The sequence below is a fragment of the Fictibacillus sp. 5RED26 genome (assembly GCF_015903895.1).
In the GTDB taxonomy this organism is placed as follows: Bacteria; Bacillota; Bacilli; order Bacillales; family Fictibacillaceae; genus Fictibacillus; species Fictibacillus phosphorivorans.
Genome location: NZ_JACZDU010000002.1, coordinates 763,309 through 775,895 on the forward strand (window position 1 = coordinate 763,309; position 12,587 = coordinate 775,895).

A 12,587-nucleotide genomic window follows, 5' to 3' on the forward strand; every position below is an offset into this window, starting at 1 on the left:
AAGAGGAGTCTGTCTTAAACACAGGCTCCTCTTATTTTATTCATGCTGTTTTCTAAGGATTGTTGCTTCTAATCTTTTTCTTCTTTGTCTGTTGATTGGAGTGGAAGATGCGAGACTCTCGGCTAGAACGAGTGAGCAGGTGAGACACTTACCCGCGCGAAGCGAGAAGTGACTTACTGCTCGCCCCCGCGGAAATGGAGCATCTAGAACGGAAAATCAACTTCTTTCAAAAGCAACAATGAATACGAAAACAGCCTTATTAAAAGACATCAAATCCACTAGAAAAACTATAGGCAACCTTCCTGCATAAGATATAAATGAAAGTTTAGAAAAGAAAAAAACCTCTACTATTGCTAAAATTCAGAATATATTTTATATTGGATATAGGGTAACAAATTTTTTTATGGAGAAAAAATGAATGAGTATTCATTCAATAAAGGAGGAAGACCATCTTGTCTCGTGAAATCCGTAAAGCTGCCGTACTGGGTTCTGGTGTAATGGGATCAGGCATAGCCGCTCATCTAGCAAACGTCGGAATACCAACATTATTATTGGATATTGTACCGCCTTCTTTAAGTGAAGAGGAAAAAGCAAAAGGGATAACGGAAGATCATCCTGCATTCCGCAACAAATTTACTCTATCTGCCACACAAAAACTATTAAAGCAAAAACCAGCTCCACTTGCTGTTAAAGAGAATCTCGAATTAATCTCGATCGGTAACCTTACCGATGATCTTGAAAAATTAAAAGATGTAGACTGGATCATTGAGGTAGTTGTTGAACGCCTTGATGTGAAACAAAAACTTTTTGAACAAGTCGATCAATATAGAAAACCAGGAAGTATTATAACGTCTAACACATCTGGAATCTCGATTTCTGCGATGGCTGAAGGACGTTCTGAAGATTTTAAAGCAAACTTCTTAGGGACGCACTTTTTTAATCCACCAAGATACTTAAAGCTTCTTGAGATCATCCCAACCGAAGATACAAAACCAGAAGTTGTTCAATTCATGCGCAGCTTTGGTGAGAACGTACTAGGAAAAGGAGTCGTTGAAGCGAAGGATACGCCTAACTTTATCGCGAACCGCATCGGAACGTATGGATTGATGGTTACAATGCAAGAGATGATGAAACAAGGTTACAGTGTCGGTGAAGTCGACTCTGTTACGGGTCCGTTAATCGGACGTCCAAAATCTGCAACGTTTAGGACACTTGATGTTGTCGGACTAGATACTTTCCTTCATGTTGCGAGAAATGTTTATGAGCAAGTTGACGGAAAAGAAAAAGAAGTGTTCGAGATCCCTGATTTCTTAAACGAAATGGTAGACAAAGGCTGGACTGGAAGCAAGACAGGTCAAGGCTTCTATCTTAAACAAAAAAGTAAAGCAGGCAGTGAAATCTTAGAGCTCGATCCTGCTACGTTGGAATATAAACCGCGCTCCAAAATGAAAACAGCTACACTCGAAGCAGCTAAACAAATGAAGACAACAAACCAAAAAGTGAAAGCGCTTTTATACAGTGATGATCGTGCAGGTAAACTGCTGTGGGACATCATTAAACCGGTTCTATTATATTCTGCGGAAAAGTGTTATGAAATCGCCGATGATCTTGTTGCGATTGACCAAGCAATGAAATGGGGATTCGGATGGGAGCATGGTCCATTTGAGATTTGGGATGCGATCGGTGTACCCCAATCTGTAGAACGAATGAAATCTGAAGGAGAGACAATTCCTGGTTGGGTAGAAGAGCTTCTTCAATCAGAAAAGAATTCTTTCTACACAAAATCAGACGGTGATCGCTCGTATTACCACCAAGGCAGATATCTTCCTGTGGAAGAGAACAAAAAAGTCGTTCATTTAAGCCGTTTAAAAGAAAAAGGCAATGTGATCACAAAGAATGGTGGGGCTACGTTAATCGATCTCGGTGATGATGTTGCAGGCCTTGAGTTCAATTCTCCAAACAATGCGATCGGACCTGAAATCATCATGATGCTTCATCAGGCGATCGATGAAGTTGAAAAGAATTACAAAGGGTTAGTGATTGGTAACCAAGGTAAGAACTTCTGTGTTGGTGCTAACTTGATGCTTATCCTTATGGAAGCTCAAGATGACAATTTCTTTGAACTGGATATGATGGTTCGTCAATTCCAACAAGCGATGGCAAGAGTTCGCTACAGTGCAAAACCTGTCGTTGCGGCTAACTTCGGAATGACGCTAGGCGGCGGAGTTGAAGTATCTCTTCCTGCAGCAAGACTTCAAATGTCATCTGAAACGTACATGGGGCTTGTTGAAACAGGAGTCGGCTTGATTCCAGGCGGAGGCGGAAACAAAGAGCTTTATCTTCGTTTATTAGAGCAACTGCCTGAAGGTGCTAAGGGAGATCTGCAAAAAGTTGCGAACCAAGCCTTTGAAACGATTGCGATGGCTAAAGTTTCAACTTCAGCTCAAGAAGCACGCAAGCTAGGGTTCTTACGAAAAGAAGACAGCATCTCCGTAAACGGTGACCATCTCTTACATGATGCAAAAACACAAGTACTTGCATTAGAAGGGATTGGCTATACACCGCCTGTTAGAAAGAAGATTCCTGTAGTTGGTGAAGCCGGTTATGCAACGTTGGCACTAGGAGCACAGACGATGCACTTCAGCCAATATATTTCAGAGCACGATTTAAAAATTGCAAAGAAACTAGCCTTTGTTCTCGCTGGAGGAAGAGTGCCAGAAGGAACATTGGTAGACGAACAATACTTACTAGATTTGGAGAGAGAAGCATTCCTAAGTCTAGCTGGAGAACCAAAAAGCCAGGCAAGAATGCAGCACATGCTTGTTAAAGGCAAGCCGCTAAGAAACTAAGGGGGGAAGAACTCAATGTTAAAAGAGGCAGTAATAGTAGCAGGTGCTAGGACAGCGGTTGGTAAAGCGAAAAAAGGTTCTTTTGCACATATGAGACCAGATGAACTAGCAGCGGTAACCATCAAAGAAACGTTGAAGCGTGCAGGCGATTATAACGGAGAGATTGATGATTTAATCATCGGATGTGCCGTTCCTGAAGCAGAACAAGGGATGAACATGGCTCGTCTGATCGGTGCTAGAGCAGGATTGCCTGAAACTGTACCAGCGATTACGATCAATCGTTTTTGTTCATCGGGTCTGCAAAGTATTGCGTACGGAGCAGAAAAAATCATGCTAGGTGCAGCCGAAGCGATTCTTGCAGGCGGAGCTGAATCCATGAGCCTTGTTCCTGTAGTAGGTCATGTCGTAAAGCCTAACCCTTACTTAGTTGAGACGGTGCCGCAATATTATATGGGCATGGGTCATACAGCGGAAGAAGTAGCTAGACGTTTTGGCATCTCAAGACAAGATCAAGATGAATTCGCCGTAAGAAGTCATCAAAAAGCAGCGGCAGCTATTAAAGACGGGAAGTTTAACGACGAGATCGTTCCTGTACATGTTATGAAACGCTGGTTAGATGAGCAATCAAAGTTAGTTGAAAAAGAGGTTGCTGTGTCAGTAGATGAAGGTGTCCGTGCTGGAACAACCGTTGATGTACTTAGTAAGCTTCGTCCGGCATTCACACCAACTGGTTCTGTAACAGCAGGGAACTCTTCACAAACAAGTGATGGCGCTGCAACAGTTCTTGTGATGAACAGAGAAAAAGCAGAAGCAGAAGGTTTAACGCCATTATTGAAATTCCGTTCTTTTGCAGTAGCTGGGGTAGCTCCAGACATCATGGGAGTAGGTCCTGTTGCGGCCATTCCGAAAGCTTTAAAAATGGCAGGATTAGAAATTTCAGACATCGGCTTGTTCGAGTTGAATGAGGCATTTGCTTCTCAGAGCGTTCAAGTCATTCGTGAACTGAACCTTCCAGAAGATAAAGTAAACGTGAATGGTGGTGCGATCGCACTTGGCCATCCGCTAGGTTGTTCTGGAACTAAACTCACATTAACTCTTTTACATGAGATGAAGCGTCGCAACGAACAATTCGGAGTTGTTACGATGTGTATCGGTGGTGGCATGGGAGCAGCAGGCGTATTTGAACTAGTAGGATAACAAGGAGGAGAAAACATGTCGAATACAGCAGAAAAACAAATCATTGGTGGAAGCTTTTTAATCGAAGATGTTTCCGCAGCAGATATTTATACACCTGAGGATTTTTCAGAAGAACATTTGATGATCGCGAAAACAACTGAAGATTTCGTTGTGAAAGAGGTTGTTCCTCAACTTGAAAAGATGGAAGATCACGATTTTACTGTTTCTCGAAAATTATTAACTAAAGCGGGAGAGCTAGGTTTACTAGGAGCAGATGTACCTGAAGAATATGGCGGCTTAGGTCTAGATAAGATTTCTTCTTCACTCATCACTGAAAAGTTCGCACGCGGACGCGGCTTTTCAATTAGTTATGGAGCACACGTAGGAATCGGATCACTACCAATTGTTCTTTTTGGTAACGAAGAACAAAAGAAAAAATACTTACCTGAACTAGCAACTGGTGAGAAGATTGCAGCTTATGCATTAACTGAGCCAGGTTCTGGATCTGATGCACTTGGCGCAAGAACGACAGCAAAGCTTAACGCTGAAGGCACTCATTATGTATTGAACGGTGAAAAGCAGTGGATCACAAACTCTGCGTTTGCTGACGTTTTCGTCGTATACGCAAAGATTGATGGTGAGCAGTTCACAGCATTCATCGTTGAAAGAGATTATAAAGGCGTTTCCACAGGACCAGAGGAAAAGAAGATGGGAATCAAGAGTTCTTCAACGCGTACACTTATCCTAGAAGATGTAGAAGTACCAAAGGAAAATCTGTTATGGGAAGCCGGAAAAGGGCATCTGATCGCCTTTAACATTTTAAACATCGGCCGCTACAAGCTTGCATTAGGATGTGTAGGAGCTGCAAAACGAGCATTCGAAGTATCTGTAAAATACGCGAACGAGCGTCAACAGTTCAAGCGTAAAATCAGTTCTTTTAGCTTAATTCAAGAAAAGCTTGCGAACATGGCTGTCCAAACGTATGCAGCTGAAAGTTCTGTGTACCGAACGGTAGGTCTATTTGAAAACCGTCTAGGCGCTTTATCTGAAGAAAAGCAAAAAGACGGACGTGAGTTAGCGAAAGCAATCGCAGAGTATGCGATCGAATGTTCACTGAACAAAGTATCAGCTTCAGAAGTGTTGGATTATGTAGTAGATGAAGGCGTTCAGATCCATGGAGGATACGGCTTTATGTCTGAATATGAGATTGAAGGTGCATACCGCGATTCTCGTATCAACCGAATCTTTGAAGGAACGAACGAGATCAACCGTTTATTAGTACCAGGAACGCTTGTGAAAAAAGCGATGAAGAACGAACTTCCGCTTATTCAAAAAGCAACTCAGCTTCAACAAGAGCTTATGATGTTAATGCCTGTTGAAGTAGGTACGGAAAGCTTGGATCAGGAAAAATACCTTGTTTCTATGGCTAAGAAAATTTTCTTGATGACAGCTGGATTAACGGTTCAGAAGTTCGGACCTAAGTTAGAGCAAGAGCAAGAAGTATTGTCGAACTTAGCAGATATCATTAGTGAAGTGTACAACATGGAATCTGTTCTCTTGCGTACTGAAAAAGCAATCGAAAGATCTGGAGCTGAAAAGGCAAAACAAAAACTGTTATATACAGAAGTGTATTGCCAAGAAGCATTCAACCGCATTGAAGCACATGCTAAAGAATCCATCATTGCCGTAGAAGAAGGCGATATGCTCCGCATGATGCTGTCCGCGTTAAAGAAACTAACGCGCCATACACCAATTAATGTGATTAAGAAGAAGCGAGAACTCGCGGTTCAGCTTCTTGAAGAAGAACGCTATATCGTTTAATTGATCTGTATTTATTTACGCTAACCTTCAAAATATCTTATCTTTCCCTCCTGCATTTGTAGGAGGGCTTTTTTTGTTTTAACAGGCTTATGTTGTAGTGGAAGCTGATGGTTTAGTTTCCGAGCGCTCGCGTTCAGCGTGTACGGTAGGAGTATCATACCTTGTACTTCAATCAACTGTTACAGTTGATAATAAAAATGAGTTTAGAAAGCGATTATCTTTAAGGAGAAGCTTAACAAAGTAAGTTTTGATTTTAGATATCGAAAAATACCCAGATAAGCTGCAGTTTTTAGGTGCCGAACTGGATTTTAGAGGATACCTAATAGGGTATGTAGTCGTATTCTGAAACTGAATCCACAAAAAAACGGCTTTAATCCACAAATATAGACAGTTTATCCACGAATTTTAGCTCCCAATCCAAAAGTTTCAGCTGTTTATCCGCGAGTCTACAATCCTCGACAATTACCACACATGAATATACCCCCATCCTCATTAAAATCATGGAAATCTCCCTCTCATATCCTTCATTGCACGTCACATTACATCCTGATATAAGAAATTAGCCAACGTGCAGAATTTCTTGTTTTATTGGTAACACTAGTTTGTGGTACTATGAGAAGGGGTGATATAATGCTACTGAAAGTGTATGAATATCCAAAATGCTCAACTTGCCAAAAAGCAAAAAAATGGCTAAAAGAAAATGATGTAGCCTTTGAGCCTATACATATTGTGGAGAACCCGCCTTCTGCTAATGAACTGAAGAAATTGATCGATCTTAGTGGTCTAGAGATCAAGAAGTTCTTTAATACGAGCGGAATGAAGTATCGTGAGTTGGGTATGAAAGAAAAGATGAAAACAGCTACAGAAGAAGAACTGCTCGAAATCTTAGCAAGTGATGGCATGCTTATTAAAAGACCGATCGCAACTGATGGCAAGCAAGTCACAGTAGGATTTAAAGAAGATCTTTACGATAACACGTGGAAAAAATAAAAATGTTACTGACTGCGATAAATCATTTATTGTAGTTATTATAAAACCAAGAAAAGCTGGAGGGATTACACATGGAATTTCCAAAAGAATTACGCTATTCAGAAGAGCACGAGTGGACTAAAACAGAAGAAGGCAATAAAGTTCGTATCGGTATTACAGCATTTGCGCAAGACGAACTAGGAGATATCGTATTCGTTGAACTTCCTGAAGTTGGAGATGAGCTTACTGCGGACGAGCCTTTCGGAAGCGTAGAATCTGTTAAGACTGTTTCTGAGTTATATGCGCCTGTATCTGGAAAAGTTGTAGAAGTAAATGCAGACCTTGATGATAGCCCTGAACTTGTTAACGAATCTCCATATGAAAAAGCTTGGATGGTTGTAGTAGAACTTTCAGATGCATCTGAGGTTGAAAAGTTAATGACTGCTGAACAGTACGAAGAATTAATCAAAGAAGATTAATGAAATCAATCTCTTCAGGAAAGAATAGACATATTGCTATTCTTTTTTGGAGGGATTTTTTTATGAACCAAGATAGACGAGATGTTACATCAAGAGTTTTTGGTAAAATGAAGGGTGGATCAATGTCCCTTTATTTGGATAAGGATGAAATTGGCCAGATCCGCTTTACGAATCAAGGGAACATGTACGAGATGGCTGAGGGGTTTGAATTTGATGCAGACAAGATTTATAAACGTGAAAAACCTGTAGAATTACCAAATCCATCAAAGTATGTGGATGAATGTGATAAGGGTTGGTGCTGATTTCAGCATCAATAGAGGATGATGTCAATGTGATCTATCTTGGCAATCATCCTCTTTTTGATTTTAAATCTGTTTGTTTCGTTCGGCACTCCCACCTTTTGAGCCGATCTTTTGATAAAAACTTTTATCCTGGTTTTGGGATGTGGCCGTACCGCCCTTCTTTCCGATTTCTTGATAAAACGTTTTATTATGTGTACTAGAGGTAGAGCTCCCACCTTTTCTCCCGATTTCTTGAAAGAAAGTTGTGCTATGTTTTTTTGATGTGGAGGTACCGCCCTTTTTTCCGATCTGTTGATAGAATTCTTTTCCTCGTGATTTGGATGTTTTCTCGCCGCCTAATCTGCCTGCATCAGCTCGGCTCATTTTAGGTTCTGTTTTTGCCATGTGATGACTCCTCCAATATTCGTTTTATGACTCCTAAATTCCCTTTTATAACAGGATGTCAAACACGTTTGAGGCGAATTAGTACTAAACGCATACACCGAACAGAAATAGGTAGGAAAATAGGAAAAAGGGGTATAGTAATAAAGAACATCTCTTGCAGGATTTTAATAAAATAAAGCAAATATATAATCTAAGCGATGCATTCATTTTATAGTCTTCAAAGTATAGGAGAGATGAGTAATGAATGAAATCAAAAACAAAGTAATCATTGTCGAAGGTAAATCTGATAAGGATAAGTTAGCTGCAATCTTGGATGAACCGGTTGAAATTATTTGTACGAATGGAACTTTAGGTTTGGATAAATTAGAAGAGCTTGCATTAGCCATTGAGGATCGAGATGTATATATCTTGGTCGATGCTGATGATGCTGGCCATAAACTAAGAAAACAACTGCAACGTGAATTGCCTAATGCAGAGCATTTATATATTAATAAGATGTACAGAGAAGTTGCTAAAACACCTCTAATGTACCTCGCAAAGGTATTGGTAGGTGCACACTTTAATATTCAAAAGAATTGTTTAGGATAAGCCATGAAAAAGAAATGGTTGAGTCTTCTAACTACCTTTTGCTTAGTGAGTGGTTGCAGTCCTTCAAATAAAGATGAAGTAAAAACGAATTCTAAAGATGTCGTGAGCAAAAATTTAAATATTCCGTGGCAAATAAACAGCACCCCAAAACAAATGTGGATCAGTGAACGAACTGGGGGGCTTGTTTTACTAGGGCCAAAACAAAAAAAGACCTCTTATTCCCCAAAATTTTCAGAAGCTATAGCTGATGACGGGGAAGGAGGTTTTCTTGGCTTTCTATTAGACCCAAATTACGACAGTAATAAAAAAGCTTATGGATATTATACATATGAAAAATCGAATCGTTTAGTTAATCGGATTGTCGAGATGCGTTTTGAAAATAATGAATGGAAAGAAAGCAGAATCCTGCTAGATGATATTCCAGGAGGCTACACTCACAATGGAGGAAGAATGGAGTGGGGACCAGATCGAAAACTATATATCACAACGGGTGATAGTGGCGAAGAAGAGCTGTCCCAAAATCTAAAAAGTCTGGCTGGGAAAATTTTAAGAATGAATAATGATGGTTCTGTTCCAGAGGACAACCCGTTCTATCCTTCACCGGTCTATACATACGGTCATCGGAATCCACAAGGAATGACATGGGATGATGAAGGTAAGATGTTTGCTGCTGAACATGGCTCATCTAACTATGATGAGATTAATAAAATTGATCCGGGTAAAAATTACGGATGGCCGATCATTCGTGGTGACGAAAAAAAGGAAGGGCTAGAATCACCGTGGGTTCACTCTGGTCGTGAAACGTGGGCACCTTCAGGCATCGATTATAAAAACGGTTATCTGTTTGTTGCAGCATTGAGAGGCGAAAGTGTCATAAAGGTTAACACGTCTTCTAAGAAGATAACCACTATTGTTTCCAATAAAGGGCGCATTCGTGATATCCTTATTGAAGATAATCACATGTATGTTGTTACGAATAACAAAGATGGTAGAGGACAGCCGTCGAGCGATGATGATGTGCTGCTAAAAGTTTCACTAAAAAATGTAATGGAGTAATACCATGAAAGAAATCACTCGAAAAAATTGGAACACCGTTATTGAACAATCACTTCAGAATCCGTACTTTCTATACCTAGAGACTCCGCTTTGTGGAACTTGTAAAATGGGAAAAAGAATGTTTGAGGTAGCAGTTGAAACGATACGTGTTCAAAAAGACGAAAATATAGCTGTAGGTGTTAGTAATATTAATGAGATGCCCGAGCTTGCATCCAAGTATGGGGTAACAAGCGTGCCATGTTTACTCATTCTTTCTAGAGGAATTGCAATCGATCGTATTTATGCACTTCAATCTGCGGGAAATATATATAAATCCATGTTAAAACTAGTGGAAAAGGAATATAAAGGGTGAAAAAAATGTGGGATATACCCCACATTTTTCATTTCATCGTCTAATTCTACAAAAAAACTTATTTTTCGGGGGTTAAATCTCAAGAAAAATATGGGAATTTAATGTCGTTCACTCGCCCTTTTGTAACAATAAAGGGTGTTTTTTTTTATTTTGAAATAACGCTGATGACCTTAGTAGAGGGGTTTATCAAGGTATTTGAGCAATTATCAGTTTGTTTTGCAAATTCAGTACTTTAACGATAACGTCACAAATGTTACGGGCGCTGTAATATTGTTATAGAACTGTATCCTACAAATGTCAAAAGTCATGGTATAAATGAATAGGAGAGCTTGTTTGCATGTTTGCTCCCTAGCTTATTGTGGTAAATAAGAATGATTTTATTTTTGAGATAAAAATATACGATTCACTAATAAACGAAACAAAATGCAAAGCAATTCTTTAACAGAGGTGATTGATAAACATGGCATCTTTAAATTTAAATGCAGTATTTCCTATTGGTAAAAATAAATTATCGAACAATAAATTAACAAGTATAGAAGATAAAGTTCTAACGATCCAAGAAAGAGACGATGAGAAACTAAGAAACGAACTGATCGGTGATTACCAACCATTCATTAAAAAAGTAACATCGAAAGTTTGCAGTCAATATATAGATCGTACGATGGACGAGTTTAGTGTAGGTCTTTTTGCCTTCAACGAAGCGATTGATCAATACCAAGAAGGTCAAGGTAGCCGTTTCTTGTCCTTCGCCGATATGGTTATCAGACGAAGAGTTATTGATTACATTCGTAAAGAAGTACGTCAGAACAGACTGATATTCTTACAGCCAGATGAGGAAGATGAAGAAGGTCGCTTAGAAGAAAGTTATGCTGAGCAAAAAGCTGCGATGGATCATTTTGAAGACCAGATTCAAGTTGAGAATCGCGTTTATGAGATCGAAGAGTATCAAAAGTTATTAAAAACGTTTGGATTGAACTTTAAAGTATTAAGTAAGCATTGTCCGAAGCATGTGGATGCTCGCGAAAATGCAAAAGAAATTGCTCGTCTTTTAGCTGAGAACGAAGAACTTGCCGCGTTTCTAAAAGAAAAAAAGCAATTACCAATAAAAGATTTATTAAATATGGTATCCTGTAGTCGTAAAACCATAGAGAGAAATCGAAAGTATATAATAGCAGTATCACTTATATATTTAGGCGATTTTCAAGCGCTGAAATCATACATTCAGCCATAAGGTGAGGTAAATAAGGTTACTAGGCAAGGGAATGTAATGTTCTCTTGCCTGTAATTTATACTGATCCTGCTACATGCGGGAGGGATATCATTGAAGAACGGCAGCGGCATCGTTATTGAAGTTCAGAATAAAAAAGCAACTCTTCTCATGAAGGACGGAACCTTTGTCACAGTAAGAGTACCAGCAGGTAAAAGACCTCTTATAGGTAATGAGTATCAGGCTTCTTATTTTTCACACAAAAAAAGAAGTCTTTTTGTGCTGCCATCTATTTCGTTTTCAGTAGCAGCATTAATTGCATTTCTTTTTATTTCAGGTCTTTTACCCAACAGCAGCCATTCTGCCGCTGCTGCTTATGTTAGCTTTGATATCAATCCAAGCCTTGAGGTTGGCGTAGATGATAATATGCGAGTGGTTGAAATGGATGCTTTTAATGACGAAGCAAAAAAAATCATTAAGAAATACAATTTTTCTACAGATGATCGTATGCCGTTTGAAGTATTCGCGGATCAACTGATCAAAGCTTATCAGCGAGAAGGCTATATGGAAGAGAATCAGTCCATGCTTATCACTACAGTATCCGATAAATCCAGTGATAAGAAAACGAAGCAGGAATTGGATCATGCATTGGATTCAATTGTTAAAAAAGCTGTCGTTCAATACCCTGTAGCGATTACTGTTTCTGAAACAAACGAAGAAGTTCGCGATAAGGCGAAACAATTAGGCGTATCTTCAGGGAAATATACAGCATTCCAAGAAGCAACGAAGAATGATAAGCATCTTAAAGAAGAAAAGATTAAAGAAGTGAAGTTTCAAGAGCTTAAAGTGAATACTACTTCTTCTAAAAATATTAAATCTGTACCACATCCTCGTAAAATAAAGGCTGCACCTCATGAGGTCAAGGTAAAGCCAGTAAATAATAAAGAAAAAAAATCGGATCACCAAAGCTCAGTTAAACCGACCGAGAAAAATCTTGTGAAGCCTCAAAAGAATACGAATGAAAAACGTAATAGCAAAGAGCGTGGAAAAAGGAATGGTCAAAATAACAATAGAAATCATCTTCAGCAAAAAGAGCAAAGAGTAGAACCTAAAAAGATGAAGGAACCTGTCAGAACACAAAACCACGATAGGGATTACGATCAGAATAAAGAGCATAGAAAAGAAAACAGATATCAGGATAAGAATCATAACAAGCGACAAAAAGAAAATGGCCGTAATAAACATGAACAGAGACAGCAATGGAATGGAGACAGGCATTCTAATGATGATTATAAGCGTTCCAAAGGTGAACATCGAAAGCAAGAAAAGAAACATAAACACTAATTATGAGATAACATGTCGTAATAGCAATTACGATTCCTTGCTGCTGTCGAAGGGTTTATA

The 12,587-nt window shown here is 39.2% G+C and carries 12 protein-coding genes; 11 read left to right on the forward strand and 1 reads right to left on the reverse strand.

The window, feature by feature from the left end; genetic code table 11:
• Positions 1–452: 452 nt before the first annotated feature.
• The 6 genes from IHV10_RS12020 (at position 453) to IHV10_RS12045 (ending at position 7,596) form a co-directional block, all read left to right on the forward strand.
• Positions 453–2,849: a 3-hydroxyacyl-CoA dehydrogenase/enoyl-CoA hydratase family protein gene (locus IHV10_RS12020; RefSeq protein ID WP_197129549.1), complete on the forward strand. Its 2,397-nt coding sequence runs from the start codon at positions 453–455 to the stop codon at positions 2,847–2,849.
• Between the two features lie 15 nt (positions 2,850–2,864).
• Entirely contained in the window at positions 2,865–4,046 is a 1,182-nt protein-coding gene (locus IHV10_RS12025) for an acetyl-CoA C-acetyltransferase (protein ID WP_197129552.1), read from the forward strand.
• 15 nt (positions 4,047–4,061) lie between these two features.
• Entirely contained in the window at positions 4,062–5,846 is a 1,785-nt protein-coding gene (locus IHV10_RS12030; RefSeq protein WP_197129555.1) for an acyl-CoA dehydrogenase family protein, read from the forward strand.
• 630 nt (positions 5,847–6,476) lie between these two features.
• A complete protein-coding gene (locus IHV10_RS12035) occupies positions 6,477–6,836 on the forward strand; it encodes an arsenate reductase family protein (protein ID WP_197129559.1) in 360 nt (119 codons plus the stop codon).
• Positions 6,837–6,907: 71 nt separating this feature from the next.
• On the forward strand, positions 6,908–7,294 hold the full coding sequence (gene gcvH, locus IHV10_RS12040) for a glycine cleavage system protein GcvH (protein WP_066397386.1): 387 nt from the start codon (positions 6,908–6,910) through the stop codon (positions 7,292–7,294).
• Positions 7,295–7,356: 62 nt separating this feature from the next.
• Positions 7,357–7,596 (forward strand): YusG family protein, encoded by a 240-nt coding sequence (locus IHV10_RS12045; RefSeq protein WP_066397384.1) that lies wholly within the window; start codon positions 7,357–7,359, stop codon positions 7,594–7,596.
• A gap of 63 nt (positions 7,597–7,659) precedes the next feature.
• Here the strand turns inward: IHV10_RS12045 and IHV10_RS12050 are convergent, their stop codons facing one another.
• Positions 7,660–7,980 (reverse strand): general stress protein, encoded by a 321-nt coding sequence (locus IHV10_RS12050; RefSeq protein WP_197129562.1) that lies wholly within the window; start codon positions 7,978–7,980, stop codon positions 7,660–7,662.
• A 240-nt stretch (positions 7,981–8,220) separates the two neighbouring features.
• Here IHV10_RS12050 and IHV10_RS12055 point away from each other — a divergent pair, with 240 nt between their 5' ends.
• From IHV10_RS12055 to IHV10_RS12075, 5 genes are all read left to right on the forward strand, one after another.
• Positions 8,221–8,568, forward strand: a complete 348-nt coding sequence (locus tag IHV10_RS12055; RefSeq protein WP_066397377.1) for a toprim domain-containing protein — start codon at positions 8,221–8,223, stop codon at positions 8,566–8,568.
• Between the two features lie 3 nt (positions 8,569–8,571).
• Positions 8,572–9,624, forward strand: coding sequence for a PQQ-dependent sugar dehydrogenase (locus tag IHV10_RS12060; RefSeq protein WP_197129565.1), 1,053 nt, complete (start codon positions 8,572–8,574; stop codon positions 9,622–9,624).
• Positions 9,625–9,628: 4 nt separating this feature from the next.
• Complete coding sequence (locus IHV10_RS12065) at positions 9,629–9,976, forward strand: thioredoxin family protein (RefSeq protein WP_197129567.1); 348 nt, start codon at positions 9,629–9,631, stop codon at positions 9,974–9,976.
• A 460-nt stretch (positions 9,977–10,436) separates the two neighbouring features.
• Positions 10,437–11,207, forward strand: coding sequence for an RNA polymerase sigma-I factor (sigI, locus tag IHV10_RS12070; RefSeq protein ID WP_197129570.1), 771 nt, complete (start codon positions 10,437–10,439; stop codon positions 11,205–11,207).
• Between the two features lie 90 nt (positions 11,208–11,297).
• Positions 11,298–12,527: an anti-sigma-I factor RsgI family protein gene (locus IHV10_RS12075; protein ID WP_197129574.1), complete on the forward strand. Its 1,230-nt coding sequence runs from the start codon at positions 11,298–11,300 to the stop codon at positions 12,525–12,527.
• The last annotated feature ends 60 nt before the right edge of the window (positions 12,528–12,587 follow it).